The sequence below is a fragment of the Pseudomonas helmanticensis genome, assembly GCF_900182985.1.
Taxonomy (GTDB): domain Bacteria; phylum Pseudomonadota; class Gammaproteobacteria; order Pseudomonadales; family Pseudomonadaceae; genus Aquipseudomonas; species Aquipseudomonas helmanticensis.
On sequence record NZ_FXUY01000001.1, the window covers coordinates 4,001,120 to 4,023,012 of the forward strand.

Below are 21,893 nucleotides of genomic sequence, written 5' to 3' on the forward strand. Positions count from 1 at the left end.
GCGCTTTCAACCGCGCACCCCGTCGAGGTAGCGGCGTACATCGGCAATGTCGACCACGCGGCCGGCGAGCATGTAATCCAGCGCTGTTTGTCCATTGAACGGCGCCGCCGTGTTCGGGCTGCTGACCCACGTGTAGGCGCGCTCGCGGCTATTGCTGAAGATGATGCTCAACGCCTTGTGAATGCCCATCAGGTAGGAGATGCGCTCAAGGGTGTCGTTAGGCAGACGGACATTCGGCAGGTGTTTGTATTTGTAGAACGTGGTGTTGCCGACGCCACCGAGCAATATGCGTTGCTGCTCGGCGCTGCAGCCCCAGCGCTCCATGAGGTTAAAGAAGAACTTCAGCGCGACGCGACCGGCTTCGGGGGCGTCGAGTTGTTCGCGTGGGGTTACGGCCTGCGATGAGGTGGTCATGTGGCCGCCTCCTTGATTAGAAACCTGAATATGAGCCTAGTACAGATACGGATAGATATTAATATTTAATACAGAAACGAATTAGATTTTCGCCAAAAACCTTCGACAAAAACCCATCTCACGCACCAAAACCACGCACTTTTTTTGACCCTCATCACCCCCATACCCCCAAAAACCCCGATCCTGTGTCAGCTTCCAGCCATCGGCAGGGACATCAATTCGCTACTAAACCCGCGACAACTATGCTCAGGTGCAGGAATATACCCAGCATATGGCCGCCGGACCGGCGGTCTCGTAAACAACAATACCCAGCCCACTTTAGAGGGCATTACCCATGGATAGCAGAACCTTACGCAACCTCATGCGCATCGTGCAGACCGGCTCTTTGTCGGCCGCAGCCGAGCATTCGTGCCTGACTGTGCAGGCGTTGGCCGCGCAGTTGAACAAGGTCGAAGAGCAGTTCGGTTTCCGCTTGTTTCGACGTTCCAACAAAGGTCTGACGCTGACGCCGCAAGGTACCGAGCTCACGCCTTATATGGACAAAGTGCTGATTGCCACGCGACAGATGGAAGAAAAGGTCGAGGCGCTGAAGGTGCCGGGCCAGCGGACGTTGAAGGTTGCGCTGAACAACACGTTGTCGACTGACTTCAACCGGCGAATGATCGGACGCCTGATCGAGGTATTTCCCGATTATCAGATGGAATTCAGTTATGCCGAGTCGATGGAAAACCTCAGCAAGCTGAAGAACGAAGACTTTGATCTTGCGGTGCTGATCGGGCCGCAACGGCCGGGTTTGCCGAGCATCGTTTTGCCGGACGTGCAGGTGCAGGTGGTCGGTGCGCATTGCGGTCAGGAAAACGATCCACTGACGTTGCTGGGCAACAAGTTTCAGGTACGTCCTGCGGAAGATTGTCCGTATTCCCACAGCTTTTTGCGTTTTCTCGACGCCGGGCTGGGCAATCACGAGAATGGTCAGCGCATGGTCTATTCGTGCAGCGAAACGCTGACGTTGTCGTTGATCACGCAGATGGACGCGGTCGGCATGGTTTCGCGTGAGGCTGCGCAGAAAAACGGCCTGACGATTTTCCCGGGTTTCGAGGACTTCCTCGAAGTGCGCCTGGCGGTGAACAACTCGGAGTTGTCGCGCCAGGCACTCAGCGATGTTGTCGATCTGCCGTTACATGAACGAGCCGAGCGCAATGTACGCAGCCGTCCCAACCGCCACACTGAGAAAGAGGTTTTTGCTGAAATACGCACATAACAACGTCGGAATCGCGGCATAGAATTCCGGGCGATCGAGCTGTATGTGCTGATCCTTGATCAACAAGGGAGTCAGGCTGATAGCAGCGACGATCGCCACCGGCAGGTATTCCAGCGCCCGCGCGACAAATGGCGGCCAGTGCTCGGTATTGATTTGCAGTGGCAAGGCGCGTGGCAGGAAGGTCACGGCCATCATCAGCACCACTACCAGAATCAGGAACGTTTGGTCAGGCATACACCCACTCCGCAGCCCACAAACGTGGCGATAAACACATTAAACGGCGAGCTGCCGACCAGGCTCAGGGCGCCCATGCAGATCACCGCTGCCGCGGCGGCGATCAGTTTGTTGCGCGTGTTGCACAGTGACACCAGCACGTAGAGCATCATCGCCGTCAGTGCGTAGTCGAGCTGATATTTGATCAGGTGTGCCGCGTACTGTGCGCACACCGCGCCGAGCAATCCGCCGAGCACCCACGAGGTGTGGCAGAACAGGTTGAAACCGATCAGATAGCGCACGTTGACCGGCGCACCGGTGCCGAGTTTCACACTGTGGAAGGCAAAGGATTCATCGGTCAGGCCACCGGCGTAAGCCCAACGTTCCATGCGGCTCAAACCGAGCGCGCGCAGGGCTTTGGCCATATAGACCGACATCAACATGTGCCGCGCGTTGATCAGGAACGTGGTCAGCACAATGGTGGTCAGCGATGCACCGCTGGAGATCAGCGCCAGCGCAGCGAATTGCGAAGCGCCGGCATAGACGAACAAGCACATCGCCACCGGCAGCCACATTGGCAACCCGGCGTTGACGGCCATCAGCCCGAACACGAATGACACCGTGAAGTACCCGGCGACCACCGGGCTGGCTTCGGCAAACGTGCGCGACGGCTGATGGTTGACCATCAACGGCGCACTGCCGGACGTTTCATTCATAGATCCCTCTCAAATGTCCGTTCGCCATGGGGCTCGCAAAAACCCTGGGCAGTCCAAAAACGCTTGCCCGCGAGGTTAGCATCGTCGACGAACAGAAACATCCGCAACACGCCGACGCGTTTCATGTCGGACGAAGCCGCTTCCACCAGACGCTGGCCGACGCCCTGGCTGCGATAGCGTGGGCTGACCGCCAGATGATTGATCGTGCCGCGACTGCCGAGCATGCCGCCGAGTACCGCACCGACGATTTCGCCAGCGACGTCGAAGGCGAGATACGACGTGGTGGTTTTCTGAATCAACACGCCGCGCAGGCATTTGGCGTCCTGCCATTCGCAGAAGGACACTTCGTCGAACTGGCGGAAGAAGCGCTCCATGCGCTGCGCATCCTTGGCCGTGGCGCGTCGCAGCACCACTGGCGTCGAGCATTCGACGCCATCGATTGGGGTGATCTGATTAGCGAACAATGTCGAAAGCGGTCCCGGGCCGCGAGAAGGAAATCGCCAGAATCTGCCGGTACGCCATCGCATGCGTGTGCGTGTTGCGGGCCGGGGTCACGTAGTGACGCATGTCGCGATCGAGGAAGTAGGTGGTATCGAGAATTTCCTGGTAAGTGGTCGACGCCAGTTGATGCTCGTGGATGTCGTACAGACGACTCTCCGCACCGTCGACATTGTTACGGCCCCAAAAGTGCACGCCGCTGAACGGGTAACCGTCGCAGTGAATGCCTTCAGGGGTGATTTCCAGTTGCTTGCCCGGTTTGATCTCGATGCGGATCTGATGGATCTGGCATTGCCAGATTTCATCGTGCAGCTCTTCCGGCAACACGCTTTTGTACACTTCGAAATCGGTGTCGATCAGGCTGCGCATCACCGGCGATGTGATCACTTCATCGGAGAAGTCCTGGAAGTGCCGCACCAGGCCGCCGACATAGGCGTTGTTCTCTTTCGATTGCACGTACGCGCGATGCTCAAGTTGCGTCAGCTCGCGGGTTTTCGGGTTGTACTCGAAGTCGCTGTAACGACGGTAACGCATGCCGGCTTCGGCCTGACCGTAGTAACTGTCAGGCTCCATGTTTTCCCAACTTTTGGTCAGTCTGACGAAGTCGGCAAAATGACCGTAGAGATTGAAGTCACCACCCTGGACGTTGACATATTTGTCGCGCCGTAGCGATTCGCCCACTTCTCTGTTCAAAACGATCATTACCAAATTCTCCGCTGCGTTGAGCGGCCTAATCTATTAGGTGGAGAATTTGCGTCCATGAGAAAGAATTTCAGGCATTTGAAGCATTGTTTGAAACGGCGTTTACAGCAGCTCAAAAACAACTTTTACATGACAAAAACACGGGTTTTTTGGGGTTTTCATCAAAAAATCGTCAAAAAAAAACCCCGAACCTGTCGGGGTTTTTCTCATGTTTCTTACACTCGATCGATCATCAGAAGATGTTGATCGGGTAATCGACGAATACACGCAGCTCGTTGCCGCTGACGTTGTACTCGCTGGACTTCTGCGACACGCGCAGGATCGAGCTACGCAGTTTCACGCTGAGGTCTTTGGCCGGGCCAGATTGCACGACGTATTTGAACTGGTTGAAGATCTCGCGCTCGGTGCCGCCTTCGCTGGTAGAGGTGGTGATGTTGTCGCCACGCACGTAAGCGAAGTTGTAGCTCAGACCCGGTACGCCGAAGGCCCCGAAGTCGAGGCCGTAGCCCAGCTGCCAGCTGCGTTCGTCTTCAGCGTTGAAGTCGGACCAGTAGGAGTTGGCCAGGTAGATGGTGTTGCCACCGTCGCCGACACGACCTTGTTCTTTCTGGTAGCCGCCGTAGGCGTAACCCAGGTTGCTGTCGCCGGTGGAGCGCTGATGCGCCACGGTGAACGAGTGCGGGCCAGTGGCGAAAGTGGCTGCCAGGCTCCAGATCTTGTTGTCATCACCGGTCGCACCGCTTTCGCGGACATAGGAATTGTCCAGCTTGGTGCGGTAGCCGTTGAAGTCCAGGGTCAGCGACTGATCCTTGTCGATCGGGTACACGTAGTTGGCGTTTACGTATTGCTTCTTCAGCACGTCTTCAACGTCGGAAGCGTACAGCGCGCCCTTGAAGTGTTCGGTGAACTGGTAGCTACCGCCCAACACGTTGATCGACTTCAGACCACCGCTGTCACGGCCTTCAGCGCTCTTGCGCGATTCGGCAGTGAAACGACCGGCGTTCAATTCGAGGCCTTTGATCTCTTTGGAAGTGATCAAGGTACCGGTGTAGCTTTCCGGCAGCAGACGCGAGTTGTCGTAGTTCAGCACCGGCAGGGCCGGCATCTGGTCACCGTAAGTCAGGGTGGTGCTGGACAGACGGAACTTGACCGCCGCGCCGCCCTTGGACAGGTCATTGGCCGGCTTGCCGCTGTCGCCACGCTTGAAGAAGTCGATACCACCGGCACCGCTGCGATCTTCGCTGCGCTCCAGGTTCAATGCATACAGACCGAACGCATCAACACCGACACCGATGGTGCCTTGAGTGAAACCGGACGAGAACGTACCGATGGCCGCTTGGCCCCATTCCGACTTGTCGGCGTTGCCGTCTTTGTAGTCACGATTGATGTAGGCATTGCGCAGCAGCACTTTGAGGCTGCTGTCTTCAACAAAACCCTTGGACTCGGCCTGGTCGTTAGCCATGGCCTGAGTGGCGCTCAACATCCCCAATGCGATCAGACTGATCCGCTTGTTCAACATTTTGTTTTCCTTATTACGGGTTGAAACGCGCTGTGTCGAACGGCTGAAACGGCGCTTTTGCACTCTTCTTTTCACCCCGAAATAAAACGGCTCGCCAAAGCCAGACTTTGGCGAGCCCTTTCATTTTTTTGAGTCATGGCGGTTGGCCACAGGCGTTGGGCCGAATCGTAGCCGCGCCCTCAATAATGTGTCAATTTCAAGAATCGTCTTTAAATAGGTAAAAATCGTCTAAGAAATGTAATTTTTGCGATATCGGCTTGCCCGGAAATGCCGTCAGCCAGTGATTTCAGCGAACATCGGCGCAGCCGTCGATGCCACAAAATACAGCCCCTTCACCGGTTTCTTCGGCTGTGAGCGCCTCGTTCAACCAGTCGGCAAAAGCCTGCGGTTTGCCCAGCCATGGACTGATATCCACCAGCGTGAACTGACCGTTGTCTTCCAGCGCAAATGTTGGAAAACCTTGTCCGCCCAGTTGAGCCAACAGCGCACGACTGGCTTTTACATGCTGCTCGGTATCCACGGAACTGAGCGCAGCCTGAAAGCTTTCGACGGCGTAACCCATCTGCACGGCGAGATCCAGCAGTACCGATTCATCAGCAATCCGTCGCCCTTCCAGGTAGTGCGCCGTCTGCACATGCCCAAGCAATTCAAGACCACGCCCATCAATTTGATCCGCCGCCATGACGGCGGCAATCGGCGGCGTCGAATCGAATACCGCCGAGTGATCGCGCAGCAAGCCTTCAAAGTAGGCCTCGCCGAAAGGCTGCCCGGTGTATTCAGCGATGCGCCGATCATGCGGGATTACATAACTGCGCAGCTGCGCCGAAACGTTCTGGCGATTGGCACCGCTCATCATGCCCCCCGCATGCGCGATGACTGGCATTAATTGCTGCGCCGCCTGAACCAGCGGTTTGGCGCCGTAGCACCAGCCGCACAATGGGTCGTAAATGTAGTGAAGGATCATCAGAAATACCGGCAAGAAAGTAGAAAAATTCGATGCCGGCAGACTAAACCCGGAGGCATTGCGGAAAAACGCCAGAATGACTTTCAGTCTGTTGCTTGAACCGGTCGAATGCCCGACTACGCCATTTGTATCGATCTCGACATAAATTGAAACAATGAACCTGGGGAACTTCTCAAGAATAAATTACGGAAGCAAATGCAAAGCATTACCATTCGCGCGCTCGAATTCCTCTACCCTTTCGGATGCGCTTTTCAATGCCTGCCCCGTTCCGTCTTACGCCCGTCACCCTTGGGCTTTCTGCCTTTCTGTCCAGCGGTTTTGCCTATTCGGCAACTGAATTACCTGCCACCGCGATCAACGCCGAAGCGCAAGCCGATGATCCACGCGTCAAGGCCAGCACTACCGCAACCCGCACCTCCACGCCGGTGCGCTATGTGCCGCAGGCGATCGATTCGATCAAGACCGCAAACGTTGCCAGCTATGGCACCAACGATATCGGCGATGCCTTGAGTGGTATGCCCAACGTCAGCAGCAGCGCCGACACCCGTTTCGACAGCCTGCGCATTCGCGGCTTCGATGCCAGCAACGACTTCTATCTGGACGGCATTCGCGACGACAGCCAATACAAGCGCGACCTGCACAACATCGAACGCGTCGAAGTCCTCAAAGGCCCCGCCGCCGTGTTGTACGGCCGTGGCAGTCAGGGCGGGATCGTCAACCGCGTCAGCAAGATGCCGGAATTCGGCCGCCGCTCGACCATCGAAGCGCAAGGCGGCAGCGAAGATTTGCGCAGCCTTTACGCTGACCTCAGCACCGACCCGAGCGACAACCTCAGCCTGCGCCTGAACATGGGCAACATGGATGAAAACAGTTTCCGCGACGGCGTCAGCGGCAATCGCCAACTGTTCGCGCCGTCGATGAGCTGGCAACTGACACCCGACCTGAACTGGTTGGTGCAGTACGAATACAGCCGTTACAACCGCACACCGGATCGCGGGATTCCCGGGGTCAACGGGCGTCCCGCCGATGTCGGTCGCGACACCACCTACGGTAACGATCACGACTTCATCGACGACAAGACGCAATCGCTGCGCTCCAGACTCACCTACGAAATCAATGACAGCTGGCAACTGCGCCAGACCCTCGGGGTGTTCAAGCTCGACAGTGATTTCGATAACACTTACCTGTCAGGTTTCGACAGTAAAACCAACAAGGTCACGCGTCAGCACTGGCAGCAGGATCTGACCACCCGCAACATCTACAACAACCTCGAACTGGAAGGCAGTTTCGATACGTTCGGTCTTGAGCATCGCCTGCTCACCGGCGTCGAGACCGGCAGCCAGCGCCGCGATCCAACGCTGTACAACGCCGCCACCGGCAGAACGCCTGGCGCACGTCCCGTACCGTCGCTCGACCTCTACAGCCCCAACCGCGACCTGCGCCATACCGGCAGCATGCAAGTCTCCAGCAACAGCCACACGGAAGTCGAAAGCCGCGCAGTGTACGTGCAGGATCAACTGCGCCTGAACGATCAATGGCAACTGCTCGGCGGTCTGCGCTACGACACCTTCGATATCGAGTCGACCAACAAGCTGCGCAACATTTCCGAAGATCGCGACAGCCACAGCACCAGCCCGCGCGTCGGTCTGGTCTGGACGCCGCTGCAGAACCACTCGTTCTACGCCTCGTGGTCGAAGACCTTCTCTCCGGTCGGCGGCGGTCTGATCGGCATCACGCCGGGAGCGGCCGGCAACAGCAACGACCTCAGCCCCGAACTGACCAAGCAGAAAGAAATCGGCGTGAAGAGCGATTGGCTCGACGATCGTCTGAGTACCACGCTGGCGATCTACGACCTGGAACTGTACAACCGCCGCACCAGCGATCCTAACGACCCGACGCTGACGGTAATGTCCGGTCTGCAACGCTCACGCGGGATCGAGTTGACTGCCACCGGCAATATCGTCGGTAACTGGTACGTCCGCGGTGGCGTCGGCGTGCAGGACGCCACCATCGAGAAGGACAACAACGGCCTCGAAGGCAAACGCATCAACAACGTCGCCAAGCACAACGCCAGCCTGTTCCTGACCTGGAAACCGGAAATGGGCTGGTATGGCGAAACCGGTCTGACCCTGGTCGGCCAGCGTTACGCCGATAATGCCAACACCACCGTATTGCCGGGTTATGGCCGTTGGGATGCGCTGATGGGTTACCGCATGAAGGATTGGGATTTGCGGGCGGCGCTGAACAACATCACCGATCGTGACTATTACGCATCGGCGACCAGCCAGTATCAGATTCAGCCCGGGGCACCGCGCAGCGTTGTGATGACCGGAACTTATAGCTTCTAAGAAACAAGATCAAAAGATCGCAGCCTGCGGCAGCTCCTACATTGGAATGTGTGATTCCCTGTAGGAGCTGCCGCAGGCTGCGATCTTTTCTTTCGTGCATAAAAAAGCGCCGCCATCCCGGCAGCGCTTTTACCAATCCCTGTTGTTGTTCTTATCCTTCCATCACAGCCCACAACGCTTCCAGTTCGGCCTCGCTGAACAGATCAGCGGGGTATCGCTCGATCATCATCCGGCGCGGATCAGGTTCCCTGATCTGACGCGTTCCATTGGACTTCAACCAGTGCGCGACAATCTGCAGCGATTCGCCGTTTACGGCCATGGGGTGCAACGTCCGCTCGCTGACTACGTTCACTTCGGCGTTCATTTCAGCGCTCTCTCCCCGTACGTGAGCGGCTAACTTATCCAAGGTTTATGACAGAACTGTTGAAGTTCTCCTCCCTCCCTAGTGCACGGGTGATGGATACAAGAGCTATGCCAATGTTTCTCAGTTGTCGACAAGTGGATACAAAGAAGCCCGCAGTCCTGACGGGCTGCGGGCCTGTGTTGATGCTTAGCGAGCTAAACATTGCCTGACCGATTTATGAATCAACTCAAGCTGTTACGTCTCGCCTCACTCTTTGTGCGGCGCGGGTTGCTGCTGGGTAAGGCAGTGGATATTGCCGCCACCGAGTAACAGTTCGCGGCCCGGCACCATTACCACTTCGTGCTGCGGGAACAGGTTCTGCAGAATCTCTTTTGCCGGCGCGTCCATTGGATCATCGAAACTTGGCGCGATGATGCCGCCGTTGACGATCAGGAAGTTCACGTAGGAACCGGCCAGGCGCACGGACGGATTGCGCTCTTGCGTGCCGTCCACCGGATCGACCCCGGCGCACTCTTCTTCGGTCGCGTACAGCGGCCCCGGAATCGGCATCTTGTGCACCGTGAACGGGCGCCCCTTGGCGTCGGTGCTGCTTTGCAGCACGTGCATTGCCGCCTGGCAGCGCGGGTAGTTCGGATCCTGCGGATCGTCGGTCCACGCCAGCAGCACTTCGCCCGGGCGCACGTAGCAGCAGAAGTTATCCACATGGCCATCGGTTTCGTCGTTGAACAAACCGTCCGGCAGCCAGATGATTTTATCCACAGACAGATTGGCGCTGAGCACCGCTTCGATTTCTTCGCGGCCCAGATGCGGGTTGCGATTGCGGTTGAGCAGGCATTCTTCGGTGGTGATCAGCGTGCCTTCGCCGTCGACGTGAATCGAACCGCCCTCCAGCACAAAACCTTCAGTGCGGTAACGCGAGCTGCGCTCGATCTCGAGGATCTTGCCGCCGACCTGCGAATCCCGGTTCCACGGCGAATACAGGCCGCCGTCAAAACCGCCCCAGGCGTTGAAGTCCCAGTTCACACCGCGCACTTCGCCACTGTTGTTGATGACGAACGTCGGGCCGCTGTCGCGCACCCAGGCGTCATCGCTGGACATCTCGACCACGCGGATATTCGGCACGTCGAGACGCGCGCGGGCGTTTTCGTACTGGCCGGCGGACACTGCCACGGTGACCGGTTCGAAACGGGCGATGGCCTTCGCCACTGCGGCGTGGGCGGCTTGTGCCGGTTTGCCACCCAGACGCCAGTTGTCCGGGCGCTCGGGCCAGATCATCCAGGTCTGAGTCTGCGGCGCCCACTCCGCCGGCATGTGGAAGCCATCGGCGCGCGGGGTACTTTTCAAAGTGGTCATGGGGATCAGGACTCCTGGGAACTGTCGAAGGCTTAAAAAGCGATGGCGACTTTATAACCGATAAATATCGTATTTAGAATCGCAAAAAATGTATTCCGTCTAAAATTTCCTAATTAAACCCGATACAAATCGAACTACTCGCACGAATTCAAGTGTGGGAGCGAGCCTGCTCGCGAAGCGGTTTCTCCTTCAACAGCAGTGCTGACTGAACCGACGCTTTCGCGAGCAGGCTCGCTCCTACAGGGGATATGCGGATGACTAGAGACCCTCTTCAAGCACCCGATCGAGCATATCGACAAAAAAATCGACGCTGCGTCGCGACGTCACCATCGGTGGCTTGATCTTCAGAATGTTCAGGTCATCGCCGGTCGGCTGCATGAAGATTCCCAGTTCACGCAGGCGATCACACAGCAGCGCGGTTTCCTCGGTCGCCGGTTCGAGTGTCTCGCGGTTGCGGATCAATTCCAGTCCCAGGTAGAAGCCGGAACCATGCACGGCGCCCACCAGCGGATGTTTATCGATCAACGCTTCGAGCCGCGCCTTGAAGTGGCCACCGACCACTTGCGCGTTCTCCCAGAGCTTTTCTTCCGCCATGACGTCGAGCACCGCCATGCCGATCTGGCAGCTCACCGGACTACCGCCCGCCGAGGAGAAGAAATAGCCCTCGGCCTCCAGCGCTTCGGCGATTTCCCGGCGCGTGATCACCGCGCCGAGCGGCTGGCCGTTGCCCATGCCTTTGGCCATGGTAATGATGTCCGGCACCACGCCTTGATCCTCAAAACCCCAAAAGAATTTGCCCATGCGCCCGTATCCCACCTGCACTTCATCGGCGATGCACACGCCGCCCTGTGCACGCACCAGCGCGTAGACCTGCTTCAGATAATTCGGCGGCAGGGAAATGCCACCGGCATTGCCGTACACCGGTTCACAGATGAAACCTGCGAGTTGGCGTTTCTGCTCAGCGATTTTCTGCAGTTGATGTTCAACACTGCGCACGTAGTCCGGTGCTGAATCCTGGCCACGGAATTGACCGCGATAAATATTCGGCGCGGTCACCGGATGCACCCAGTCCGGGCGGCTTTCCAGCGCCTTCGGGTTATCGGCAATCGAGGTCGAGACCGCGTCAGCGCCGACGGTCCAGCCGTGATAGGCCTCAAGCACGCTGAGCATGTCGCGGCCGCCGCTGTAGGCCCAGGCCAAGCGGATCGCCAGATCGTTGGCCTCGCTGCCACTGTTGACCAGGAACACCCGATCCATGCCCTCCGGCGCCAGTTTCAGCAAGCGCTCGGAGAACTCCGCGACTGCCGCATAGTTGAACCGCGAGTTGGTGTTGAGCAGTGACCATTGGCGTGCGGCGACGGCAGCCATGCGCGGATGACCGTGACCGAGCACCGCGACGTTGTTGAGCATGTCGAGGTACGAACGCCCCTGCATGTCGATCAGGTGATTGCGCCAGCCCCGTTCGATGCGCGGCGGATCGACGTAATAGTGTTTTTGCGTGCGGGCGAAACTGGCGTCGCGACGTTCCAGCAGGGTCTGTGCATCCAACTCCGGTGCGGCATCACAGGCCAGCCCCAGTAACACTGCCGGCGACGGACACAAAGCCTGCCAAGCCGGCGCCTGGGTCGGTGTGCAAAACAGCGGCGCATGCAGTTGCGCGCCTCGGCTCAATTGCACGATCAACGGTCCGCTGACCGCGCCCAACACCTGACCTTTGACCAGCGCTGCGCCAGCGTGCAGCGAAGGTGTCACGCCGCGCAGACAAACGCTCAGCTGCGGCCCATCCAGTTGTACCGCGCCGTCCGCCGCCAGATGCAGTACACCGGCAAACGGCGCTTCCACGGCAGTGCCGTTGGGCACGCGCAACTCAACGTGCAGTGGAAAAGTCTCCGGCTCATCGGCGCAATCGGGCCGGGTACGCGACAAACGATACTGACCATAGCGACTCGCCGCCAAACCATGCGCCGCTGCGGCTTCCGTCAGCAGACGCTGATCAATGCCCTCCTGCTCCCAGTTGCCGGCCTCGAAATGTGGACTCAATACGCCGAGGTCGATCAGCGCAAACTCACGTCCGACCAGACTCGGTAACAACGGCGCAAAACCTGCGCCATTGATTGCCGGCAAGCTCTGACCGACAGCGGTAAGAATCGCTGCCTCCATCAGCGCCAAAGGCACCGACGCAGCGACGCGGAATATTTCCCACTCGTGGCTGAGGTTGTCGCGGCTGTACGTATTGTTCGGGTCGATGCTGACCTGCTGCTCGCCACTGAGCACCAACACCGCCGCACGCGCCACGATCAATGGCCACAATGCCTGCAACTCTTCGTGCTGCAACGGATTGACCGCGTGATAAGCCCGCACCGCCGGCAGGATGACAAAGGGATCGCCAGCGGCGTGATGCAGCAACGCCGCGCAGGTGACCGACAGATCGGTGATGCGCCAGGTGCGCACCAGATCGCCGAAATCGATCACGCCTTGCAGTTGCCAACGACGCTGGGCGTCACGCGCCCAAACGGCGTTGTCATCGGTAATGTCCATATGGATCGCCTGCACCGGCAATTTGTCCAGCAATGGCTGCAAACGACGCTCGGCCTGTTCGGCGGTATCAGCGATCAACAGGCGTTGCCGCTCGTCCTTGATCACCGGCAATAAATGGCGGATCAACGCGCTGGCATGCCGAGCATCCCACTGCAACGTGCGCTCAAGGCCCGGATGGTCGAAACCCGCCAGTGCCAGATCCATTTCGCCGCAGAGCCGGCCAAACCCGGCCACCACTTCCTCGCCCAGATGATCGAGATCGGTCAGCGGCTGGCCTTCGATGTAATCGAGCAGGCGCACATGCACCGCTTCGCCGCCCGCTTGCAGCGACAACAGGTCCTGACCATTGTTGGCCGCAATCACCCGAGGCACGGGCACATGGGCATTCTCAGCCAGATATTTAAGCCCGGCGTGTTGGGCTTGCAACTCAACCAGGGCGTAATCGCCGCGGCAGATTTTCAGCACAAAGCGTCCGCGGGCACTGTCGACGCGGTAATTGAGGTCCTGCTGGCTGCCAAGCGCTTGCAAGGTGCCGCTGAGCCCGTAATGTTCTGCCAGCCATTGCAGCGCCTGCTCCTGGGAGACCTGCGGGCTGGGCAAACTGGCGCGATGAATCAACGTGGCGAGCGGCATGAAACGACCCCTGAAATTTTATTAGGCGCCTATATCGCCATTGCTTCCAAGGATGCGCAACCCCTAACCGTCGTGACACGGGTAGCCGCTATTTACATTCGAACACTCGCGCCCTCCGGCACTTTGCGCAAGAATGTCGGCTATTCACACTTATCTTTGGAAATCCTCATGAATGTAATCACCACCGATCTGCCCGGTGTTCTGATCATCGAACCAAAGGTTTTCGGTGACGAGCGCGGTTTCTTCTACGAGAGTTTCAATGCCAAGGCGTTTCAGGACGCGACCGGCCTGGATACGCAATTCGTGCAGGACAACCATTCGCGCTCGCAAAAAGGCGTGCTGCGTGGCCTGCATTACCAACTGGAAAACACTCAGGGCAAACTGGTCCGCGTGACTGTCGGCGAAGTGCTTGATGTTGCCGTGGACATTCGTCGTAGCTCGCCGCATTTCGGCAAATGGGTGGCGGTGCGCCTGTCGGCGGAAAACCACCGTCAACTGTGGGTACCGGAAGGCTTCGCCCACGGTTTCGTGGTGCTGAGCGAATTCGCCGAATTCCTCTACAAGACCACTGATTACTACACGCCGTCGGCGGAGCGCAGCATTCGCTGGGACGATCCGGATCTGGGCATCGACTGGCAGCTGGACGAGGCGCCGAAGCTGTCCGCCAAGGATCAGGTTGCAGCGCTGTTCAAGGACGCTGACGTCTTCGCCTGAGCCTAGGCATAATGCGCCTGTCCCTACAGGCGCATCCGGCTTATGAAACCAACCCTTCCCCGCAGGCCCCGCTGGCGCAGTCTCGCCCTGCTGGCCCTGTGTCTGGCGCCGCTGCTATGGCCGCTGGAACATCTGGCCGAGCGCTATTACCGCAGCGAACTGGCCGGGCAGAATCGCCAGACCCTCGACCTCTACGTCGCCAACCTGCTGGGCACCCTGCACCGCTACGAAGTGCTGCCGCAAATTCTTGGCGACCTGCCGGCCCTGCGTGCGGTGCTCGGCGCGCCTGACGATGGCGTGACCCAAGGCAACGCCAATCGCCTGCTGAAGAACATCGCCGCGCAGACCGGCGCCGAAGTCATGTACCTGATGGACACCAGCGGGCAAACGCTGGCCGCGTCGAACTGGGACAAGCACGACAGTTTCGTCGGCCGTAACTTTTCCTTCCGCCCGTATTTCAGCGAAGCCATGGCCGGTCGCCTCGGGCGCTTTTTCGGGCTTGGCACCACGTCGGCCAAACGCGGTTACTTCTTCGCCGCCGCCGTGCGCAATGGCGAAAAGATCATCGGCGTGCTGGTGATCAAGGTCGACCTCGACCATACCGAAAGCCTGTGGGGCAAAACCCCGGAACAACTGCTGGTGACCGACCACAACGGCGTGGTCATTCTCACCTCGCGCCCGGAATGGCGCTTTCGCTCGACGCGAGTGTTGAGCGATAGCGAACGCTCGGCCATCACCGCGATCCAGCCTTACCCGACCCGTGAGCCACGGCCACTGAACCTCAGCCCAACTGCGTGGCTGATCCAGACCCACGACATCGCCGAAACAGGCTGGAGCGTCAGCATTCTCGCCCCGCGCACCCTGATTGACCGCCCGGTACGCACGGTGGTCGCCATCGGCGGCGCGGCGTTGCTGGTGGTGATGCTGTTGCTCGGCCTGATGATGCAGCGCCGCCGCCACTATCTGGAGCGCATCGCGTTTGAAGCCAAGGCGCGCCGTGAACTGGAAGGCCGGGTCGCCGAACGCACCAGCGATCTTGAAGGCCTCAACCGCCGCTTGAAGCAGGAAGTGCTCGAACGCGAGCAGGCGCAGCAAGAGCTTGTCCGCGCGCAGGACGACCTGGTCCAGGCCGGTAAACTGTCGGCGCTGGGGACGATGTCGGCGAGCATCAGCCACGAACTCAATCAGCCGCTGGCGGCAATCCGCAGTTACGCCGAGAACGCCGAAGTATTGCTCGATCATCAGCGCACCGACGATGCGCGCGGCAATCTCAAGCTGATCAGCGAACTGACCGGACGCATGGCCTCGATCATCGCCCACCTGCGCGCCTTTGCCCGCCGCGACCGCCATGCCCCGGAAAGCGTCGCCCTGCAACCGGCACTGGACGATGCCCTGGCGCTGCTGGCCAAACGTCGGCGCAGCATGGAAGTCGAGCTGATTCGCGACCTGCCGGCCGCCACTCTATGGGTCGAGGCCGGCGAAACCCGCCTGCGCCAGGTGCTCGGCAATCTGTTGGCCAACGCTCTCGATGCGCTGACCGAGAAAGGCCCGCCGCGCAAACTCTGGCTGAGTGCCGAATCCACCACCGAGGGCGTCAATCTGTACATTCGCGACAACGGCCCGGGGTTTTGCATGGAAGCCCTCGGCCGCGCCAGCGAGCCCTTCTACACCACCAAGACCCGCACCCAGGGCCTCGGTCTGGGGCTGGCTATCTGTGAAACGCTGATGCGCGCCTTCGGCGGTGAACTGTCGTTCGCCAACCACAAGCAAGGCGGCGCCTTGATTACCCTGCGGCTGCGCGCCGGTGCGCCCGGGGTCAGCCTGCAACCGTCCGAGGATCGAAGTGCATGACCATCGACAATCGCATTCAGGTGGTGTTGATCGACGACGATCCGCACCTGCGTCAGGCCCTCGGCCAGACGCTGGATCTGGCCGGCCTGAAAATATTGCCGCTGTCCGAAGCCAAGGGTCTGGCCGCACAACTTGAGCGCGATTGGCCGGGCGTAGTGGTCAGCGACATCCGCATGCCGGGCATGGATGGCCTGGAGTTGCTGAGTGAATTGCATGCCCAGGATCCCGAGCTGCCGGTGCTGCTGATCACCGGCCATGGCGACGTGCCGCTGGCAGTGCAGGCGATGCGTGCCGGTGCCTATGACTTTCTCGAAAAACCGTTCGCCAGCGATGCTCTGCTCGACAGCGTGCGCCGCGCTTTGGCCTTGCGCCGATTGGTATTGGATAACCGCAGCCTGCGCCTGGCCTTGAGTGATCGCAACGAACTGAGCGCGCGACTGGTCGGCCATTCAGCGCCGATGCTGCGCCTGCGCGAGCAGATCGGAGCACTGGCGGCGACCAAGGCTGACGTATTGATCCTCGGCGAAACCGGGGCCGGCAAAGAGGTCGTCGCCCGCGCTCTGCATGATCTGTCGAGCCGGCGTAACGGCCCGTTCGTGGCGATCAACGCCGGCGCACTGGCCGAGTCGGTGGTGGAAAGCGAACTGTTCGGCCATGAGCCCGGCGCGTTCACCGGCGCGCAGAAACGCCGAATCGGCAAATTCGAATTCGCCAACGGCGGCACATTGTTTCTCGATGAAATCGAGAGCATGAGCATGGATGTGCAGGTGAAGTTGCTGCGCATGCTGCAAGAACGCGTGGTCGAACGCTTGGGCGGCAATCAGCTGATCCCGCTGGACATCCGCGTCATCGCCGCGACCAAGGAAGACCTGCGCCAAGCCGCCGATCAGGGACGCTTCCGCGCCGACTTGTATTACCGTCTCAATGTCGCGCCGCTGCGCATTCCGCCGCTGCGTGAACGTGGCGAAGATGCGCTGGTGCTGTTCCAGCATTACGCCGATGAAGCCAGTGCCCGCCACGGTTTGCCGCCGCATGAACTGCAACCGGCACAGCGTGCCTTGCTGCTGCGGCACACCTGGCCCGGCAACGTACGCGAATTGCAAAATGCTGCCGAACGTTTCGCTCTCGGTCTGGAGTTGGCGCTGGACAACAATGCCGTCGAAGGCAGCGGCGTGACCACTGTCGAAGTCATTAACGGCGGGCTCAGCGAGCAAGTGGAAAACTTCGAGAAGTCATTGATCGCCGCTGAACTGGCGCGCTCACACAGCTCGGTGCGCAGCCTCGCCGAAGCTCTGGGTGTACCGCGCAAGACCCTGCACGACAAACTGCGCAAGCACGGCCTGAATTTCGGCGACAGCAGTCATGGGGACGAAAACGAATGAGCAACAACCGCGCCTATCTAGAATCGGTCCTGCATCACGACATCCCCCTGACTCGAGACATGGGCCTCAAGGTGCTCGACTGGCGGGAACAACAGCTGAGCCTGTATTTGCCGCTGGATCGCAACGTCAATCACAAGAGCACCATGTTCGGCGGCAGCCTTTACTGCGGCGCGGTGCTGGCCGGTTGGGGCTGGTTGCATTTGCGTCTGAAAGAAGAAGGCATCACCGACGGGCACATTGTGATTCAGGAAGGGCAGATCAGTTATCCACTGCCGGTGACCGGCGATGCCGTGGCGATTTGTCCGGCGCCTGAAGCGAAGGCGTGGAAGAAGTTTCTGGCGATGTATCAGCGTTATGGGCGGGCGCGGTTGACGCTCGATACGCGGATCGTCAATCAGGGCAGCGAAGAAGACGCCGTGACATTTACCGGGCAGTACGTTTTGCACCGCTGAAGATCAACAACCCCTCACCCTAGCCCACTCCCCGAGGGAGAGGGGACTGACCGAGGTGTCTTGCGTTGTACATCGACCTGAAAGATCGCAGCGATTATGGATTCAGCAAACCTCGACCAAGTCAGCGCTGCTTTCCAATATCCCTCGGCTCCCTCTCCTGGGGGAGAGGGCTGGGGTGAGGGCGATTGCCGATCAGCCCACTTAACCCCGGGCCAACTCCAACAACCTTTGCCGCCAGGCCGCCTTCGCCGGCAGCGCCAAAAAGAACTCGTTCAGCAACGATTCCCGCGCCGGATAGCAGAACGCCTCACCGCGCAAATCCAGCACCTCACCGCCCGCCCCTTCCAGCACGCCCTGCGCCGCCGCCGTGTCCCACTGCGACGTCGGCGCCAGGCGCGGATAACAATCCGCCGCGCCTTCCGCCAACAGGCAAAACTTCAGCGAGCTGCCAATGTTCGCCAACTGCAACTCGCCCAGGCTGGCACTCAACCCGGCCAGCAGGCGCTCTTGTTCAGGACTGGAATGCCGACGGCTGGCAACCACGGTAAACGCCTCACCCGGCCCCGGGACATCACGCACCTGAATCGCAACCGGCGTGCCGCCCTGGTCACACCGCCAGGCGCCAAGTCCGGCCCCGCCGACGTAGTAACGACCATTGGTCGGCATCGACACCACGCCAAACACCACGCGTCCATTCTCGATCAACGCAATGTTGACGGTAAATTCTTCACTGCCGCTGATGAACTCCTTGGTGCCATCCAGCGGATCGACCAGCCACCAGCGCTGCCAACCGGCACGTACGCTCTGCGCAATGTTGGCGTCTTCTTCGGACAACACCGGAATGCTCGGATCCAGCGCCGTCAGCCCCGCAACGATAACGTGGTGCGCGGCCAGATCCGCTGCGGTCACCGGCGAGTCATCGGCCTTGGCCGTGACTTCAACGCCAGCGCGCCAGAACGGCAGGATCGCCTCGCCAGCCTGCAATGCCAGTTCAACCACTGGCGCCATCAACGGATGGGGAAAACTCATCGGCATCTCACTCATGACGGGAAGAACCCACGCTGGCTCAGCAGGTCACGGGTCAGATACAGCGCCGCCAGTGCGCGGCCCTCGGAGAATTGCGGGTTCTGCGCCAGCGTCGACAGGTCACGCAGGTTGATCTTGTCGACCCGCATCGGCTCAGGCTCGTCGCCCTCCAGTCGCTCTTCATACAAATCCGTGGCCAACACCACCTGAATTTTCTGGCTCATGTAACCGGGCGACAGCGACAGCTCGGTCAGATGTTCCAATTGCCGCGCGCCAAACCCGGCCTCTTCCTTGAGTTCACGCTCGGCTGCCGCCAGCACGTCTTCACCTGGCTCGATCAAGCCTTTGGGCAGAGACAATTCGTATTCGTCGGTGCCGCCGCAATACTCCTCAATCAACACCGCGTGTTCAGCGTCGAGCATCGCCACGATCATCACCGCGCCATAACCCGCGCCCTTGCCAACCAGACGCTCGTAGGTGCGCTCCACGCCATTGGAAAAACGCAGCTTGAGTTCTTCGACGCAAAACAGGCGACTGGTGGCGACGATTTCGCGGGCAAGTACGGTGGGTTTCTGGCGCATGCAAAGCTCCTTGGCGTGAACGCGCTACTATAACGCGGCTTTCCCGATTGTTTACGTCGGATATCTTTCTACCGCTCGAGACGTTGCCATGCCTTCATTACCGTGGTCCGACATCGATACCGTTCTGCTCGACATGGACGGCACGCTGCTGGATCTGCACTTCGACAATCATTTCTGGCTGGAACACCTGCCCCAGCGCTACGCCGAGCTGCACGGGGTGAGCCGGGCCATGGCCGAGATGGAATTGCAGCCGCTGTTCGAACGCCATGCCGGCCAGTTGCAGTGGTACTGCCTGGATTTCTGGAGCGCCGAGTTGAAGCTGTCGGTACGCGAGTTGAAACAGGAAACCGCGCACCTGATTGCCTTGCGTCCGGATGCTGATACCTTTCTGGAGGCGCTCAAGCGCGCTGGCAAGCGGGTGATCATGATCACCAATGCACATCGCGATTCGCTGTCACTGAAGCTTGAGCGAATTGAACTGGCACCGTATTTCGAGCGGCTGATCAGCTCCCACGATTACGGCTACCCGAAAGAGAACCCGCAGTTCTGGGATGCCTTGCAGGCGGATATCGGCTTTGAACCGGCGCGTAGCCTGTTCATCGACGACACCTTGCCGATTCTGCGCAGTGCGCGAGATTTTGGCGTAGCGCATTTGTTGGCGGTAAAGGAGCCGGACAGTCGCAAGGGACCGAGGGACACCGCCGAGTTTGCCGCCGTCGAAGATTACCGCAGCCTGATCGCCAACCTCTGATCCACTGTAGGAGCTGCCGCAGGCTGCGATCTTTTGATCCTCAAAACGCAAGATCAAAAGATCGCAGCCTGCGGCAGCTCCTATAGGGCGGTTTATTCAGGGATACGCAGTGTCTGGCCTGGATAGATTTTGTTCACATCCTTGAGCAGTGGTTTGTTGGCGTCGAAGATTTTCTGATACTTGTTGGCATCGCCATACACGCGCAGAGAAATCGCGCTGAGGGTGTCGCCCGACTTGACCACGACAAATTGCGCGGCAGTGACAACCGGCCCGCTTACGGTGATCTGATCATCCACACCGCTGACACCTGCAACGTTACCCAGCGCCAAAAGAATTTTTTCCTTCTCTTCCTGGCTCGAGGCTTCACCGGTGGCGATGACTTTTTCGCCTTCGACCTTTACCTGAATCTTCGAGGTATCAATCCCCGACAACGCGTCCTGCACGTGCTTGGTCAGCGCCTCACCGTTTGCCTGGGCCTTGTCAGGCGTCAGTGCATCGAGGATTTTCTCACCGGCATCTTTGATAAAGCTGAATAGGCTCATCGTGTTCTCTCCATGGAATAAAGGGTCAGTCGTCCAAGCCTAGACCACCGCGGACAAACCCGGTTCCAAGCCGACCAATGACCCTGTCCCCGCCCAAGCGGTAGAATCGCGCACCCCGCCAACAACCCTTCGGAGCGAAGATGGACATCAAGCAGCTGAAATTCCTCATCGCCCTCGACGAAACCCGCCACTTCGGCCAGGCCGCCGCGCGTTGCCACATCACTCAGCCAACCCTGTCGATGCGCCTGCGCAATCTCGAAGAAGAGCTCGATCTGCCACTGGTCAACCGTGGCCAGCGCTTCGAAGGTTTTACCGCACCGGGCGAGCGCGTGCTGGCGTGGGCACGGTCGGTGATGGCGGCTTATGACGGCTTGCACGCGGAAGCCGCGGCCTGTCGCGGTAACCTCATCGGCACGCTGCGGCTGGGCGTGGTGCCGCTGTCGAGCTTCGATCCGCTGCCACTGATGCAACGCCTGCATGCTGCGCACCCGAACCTGCGTTTCGAAATGTCGGCTCTAAGCTCCGAGCAAATTCTTGAGCACCTGGCAAACAACCGCATCGACCTTGGCGTGTCCTACCTGGATCGCCTGGACAATGAGCGCTTCGAATCGCTGGCTTTCAGCGAAACGCGCATGGGCCTGCTTTACGACCAGCGCACTTTTACCTTCGGCGAAGCGCCGTTGAGCTGGGAATCGCTGATTGAACTGCCGCTGGGCATGCTCACCAGCGGCATGCATTTTCGGCAGTCCATCGACCATAACTTCCACAGCCGTGGCCTGAGCCCGCAGCCGTTGCTGCAAACCGATGCCGTCCATCAATTGTTACAAGCTGTGCACGGCGGCTTTTGCTGCGCGATCATGCCGCTCGACGGCGGCCTCGAAAAATTAACCGATCACCTGCGCCTGCAACCGCTCGAAAACGCCCGGACCCTTGCCCCGCTTGGCTTGATCATGCGTCGCGGCGCCCCGCGTTCAGCGTTGGCCGAGGCCTGTTTCGCGTTGTATCGGGAATCGCCAATGGCTTCTTGATCGACGGCATCTATCGATAGATCGACAGTAGCGATTAGACGCG

21 protein-coding genes are annotated in these 21,893 nt (G+C 59.4%); 8 read left to right on the top strand and 13 right to left on the bottom strand.

What is annotated here, in order from left to right:
- Positions 1–6: 6 nt before the first annotated feature.
- Positions 7–414: an MbcA/ParS/Xre antitoxin family protein gene (locus tag QOL84_RS17870; protein ID WP_283438041.1), complete on the bottom strand. Its 408-nt coding sequence runs from the start codon at positions 412–414 to the stop codon at positions 7–9.
- A gap of 334 nt (positions 415–748) precedes the next feature.
- Between QOL84_RS17870 and QOL84_RS17875 the strand changes: the two genes are divergently transcribed.
- Positions 749–1,675, top strand: coding sequence for a LysR family transcriptional regulator (locus QOL84_RS17875; protein WP_283438042.1), 927 nt, complete (start codon positions 749–751; stop codon positions 1,673–1,675).
- Here QOL84_RS17875 and QOL84_RS17880 read toward each other — a convergent pair.
- The 6 genes from QOL84_RS17880 to QOL84_RS17905 form a co-directional block, all read right to left on the bottom strand.
- Positions 1,592–1,909: an AzlD domain-containing protein gene (locus QOL84_RS17880; protein WP_053116560.1), complete on the bottom strand. Its 318-nt coding sequence runs from the start codon at positions 1,907–1,909 to the stop codon at positions 1,592–1,594. The two genes, QOL84_RS17875 and QOL84_RS17880, sit on opposite strands and share 84 nt — an antisense overlap.
- On the bottom strand, positions 1,888–2,604 hold the full coding sequence (locus QOL84_RS17885; protein WP_150708003.1) for an AzlC family ABC transporter permease: 717 nt from the start codon (positions 2,602–2,604) through the stop codon (positions 1,888–1,890). The genes QOL84_RS17880 and QOL84_RS17885 overlap by 22 nt, the downstream gene beginning before the upstream one ends.
- Positions 2,601–2,978 (bottom strand): GNAT family N-acetyltransferase, encoded by a 378-nt coding sequence (locus tag QOL84_RS17890; protein WP_053116558.1) that lies wholly within the window; start codon positions 2,976–2,978, stop codon positions 2,601–2,603. Before QOL84_RS17890 ends, QOL84_RS17885 begins: the two co-directional genes overlap by 4 nt.
- 79 nt (positions 2,979–3,057) lie before the next feature.
- Positions 3,058–3,804 carry a 2OG-Fe dioxygenase family protein gene (locus QOL84_RS17895; RefSeq protein WP_129387684.1) on the bottom strand — a complete coding sequence of 249 codons (747 nt, stop codon included), beginning with the start codon at positions 3,802–3,804 and terminating at the stop codon, positions 3,058–3,060.
- Between the two features lie 232 nt (positions 3,805–4,036).
- The gene (locus QOL84_RS17900) at positions 4,037–5,323 is read right to left on the bottom strand and encodes an OprD family porin (protein WP_283438043.1); all 1,287 of its coding nucleotides are present in this window, start codon (positions 5,321–5,323) and stop codon (positions 4,037–4,039) included.
- Positions 5,324–5,609: 286 nt separating this feature from the next.
- The gene (locus tag QOL84_RS17905; RefSeq protein WP_283438044.1) at positions 5,610–6,287 is read right to left on the bottom strand and encodes a DsbA family protein; all 678 of its coding nucleotides are present in this window, start codon (positions 6,285–6,287) and stop codon (positions 5,610–5,612) included.
- 254 nt (positions 6,288–6,541) lie between these two features.
- Here QOL84_RS17905 and QOL84_RS17910 point away from each other — a divergent pair, with 254 nt between their 5' ends.
- Positions 6,542–8,635: a TonB-dependent receptor gene (locus QOL84_RS17910; RefSeq protein WP_283438045.1), complete on the top strand. Its 2,094-nt coding sequence runs from the start codon at positions 6,542–6,544 to the stop codon at positions 8,633–8,635.
- A 151-nt stretch (positions 8,636–8,786) separates the two neighbouring features.
- Here QOL84_RS17910 and QOL84_RS17915 read toward each other — a convergent pair whose 3' ends face one another.
- The 3 genes from QOL84_RS17915 to QOL84_RS17925 all read right to left on the bottom strand — a co-directional run bounded on the left by QOL84_RS17915 (position 8,787) and on the right by QOL84_RS17925 (position 13,523).
- Positions 8,787–8,999 (bottom strand): hypothetical protein, encoded by a 213-nt coding sequence (locus QOL84_RS17915; protein ID WP_064388957.1) that lies wholly within the window; start codon positions 8,997–8,999, stop codon positions 8,787–8,789.
- A 246-nt stretch (positions 9,000–9,245) separates the two neighbouring features.
- Positions 9,246–10,352 carry an agmatine deiminase gene (aguA, locus tag QOL84_RS17920; protein WP_283438046.1) on the bottom strand — a complete coding sequence of 369 codons (1,107 nt, stop codon included), beginning with the start codon at positions 10,350–10,352 and terminating at the stop codon, positions 9,246–9,248.
- Between the two features lie 258 nt (positions 10,353–10,610).
- Positions 10,611–13,523, bottom strand: coding sequence for an aminotransferase (locus tag QOL84_RS17925; RefSeq protein ID WP_283438047.1), 2,913 nt, complete (start codon positions 13,521–13,523; stop codon positions 10,611–10,613).
- Positions 13,524–13,691: 168 nt separating this feature from the next.
- Here QOL84_RS17925 and rfbC point away from each other — a divergent pair, with 168 nt between their 5' ends.
- The 4 genes from rfbC to QOL84_RS17945 are packed head-to-tail and all read left to right on the top strand — an operon-like array spanning position 13,692 to position 17,922.
- Entirely contained in the window at positions 13,692–14,237 is a 546-nt protein-coding gene (gene rfbC, locus QOL84_RS17930; protein WP_283438048.1) for a dTDP-4-dehydrorhamnose 3,5-epimerase, read from the top strand.
- Between the two features lie 42 nt (positions 14,238–14,279).
- On the top strand, positions 14,280–16,088 hold the full coding sequence (locus QOL84_RS17935) for a sensor histidine kinase (protein ID WP_129387663.1): 1,809 nt from the start codon (positions 14,280–14,282) through the stop codon (positions 16,086–16,088).
- Positions 16,085–17,470, top strand: coding sequence for a sigma-54-dependent transcriptional regulator (locus QOL84_RS17940; protein WP_283438049.1), 1,386 nt, complete (start codon positions 16,085–16,087; stop codon positions 17,468–17,470). Before QOL84_RS17935 ends, QOL84_RS17940 begins: the two co-directional genes overlap by 4 nt.
- Positions 17,467–17,922 carry a YiiD C-terminal domain-containing protein gene (locus QOL84_RS17945; RefSeq protein ID WP_283438050.1) on the top strand — a complete coding sequence of 152 codons (456 nt, stop codon included), beginning with the start codon at positions 17,467–17,469 and terminating at the stop codon, positions 17,920–17,922. Before QOL84_RS17940 ends, QOL84_RS17945 begins: the two co-directional genes overlap by 4 nt.
- Positions 17,923–18,123: 201 nt before the next feature.
- On the opposite strand, the gene cysQ is transcribed toward QOL84_RS17945, so the two are convergent.
- Both cysQ and nudE read right to left on the bottom strand, forming a co-directional pair.
- Positions 18,124–18,951, bottom strand: a complete 828-nt coding sequence (cysQ, locus tag QOL84_RS17950) for a 3'(2'),5'-bisphosphate nucleotidase CysQ (protein ID WP_283438051.1) — start codon at positions 18,949–18,951, stop codon at positions 18,124–18,126.
- Between the two features lie 11 nt (positions 18,952–18,962).
- Positions 18,963–19,529, bottom strand: a complete 567-nt coding sequence (gene nudE, locus QOL84_RS17955; protein ID WP_129387654.1) for an ADP compounds hydrolase NudE — start codon at positions 19,527–19,529, stop codon at positions 18,963–18,965.
- A gap of 88 nt (positions 19,530–19,617) precedes the next feature.
- Here nudE and yrfG point away from each other — a divergent pair, with 88 nt between their 5' ends.
- Complete coding sequence (yrfG, locus tag QOL84_RS17960) at positions 19,618–20,280, top strand: GMP/IMP nucleotidase (RefSeq protein ID WP_283438052.1); 663 nt, start codon at positions 19,618–19,620, stop codon at positions 20,278–20,280.
- 92 nt (positions 20,281–20,372) lie between these two features.
- Here yrfG and lysM read toward each other — a convergent pair whose 3' ends face one another.
- Positions 20,373–20,822 carry a peptidoglycan-binding protein LysM gene (gene lysM / locus QOL84_RS17965; protein WP_283438053.1) on the bottom strand — a complete coding sequence of 150 codons (450 nt, stop codon included), beginning with the start codon at positions 20,820–20,822 and terminating at the stop codon, positions 20,373–20,375.
- Positions 20,823–20,962: 140 nt separating this feature from the next.
- Between lysM and QOL84_RS17970 the strand changes: the two genes are divergently transcribed.
- On the top strand, positions 20,963–21,850 hold the full coding sequence (locus tag QOL84_RS17970; protein WP_129387644.1) for a LysR family transcriptional regulator: 888 nt from the start codon (positions 20,963–20,965) through the stop codon (positions 21,848–21,850).
- The last annotated feature ends 43 nt before the right edge of the window (positions 21,851–21,893 follow it).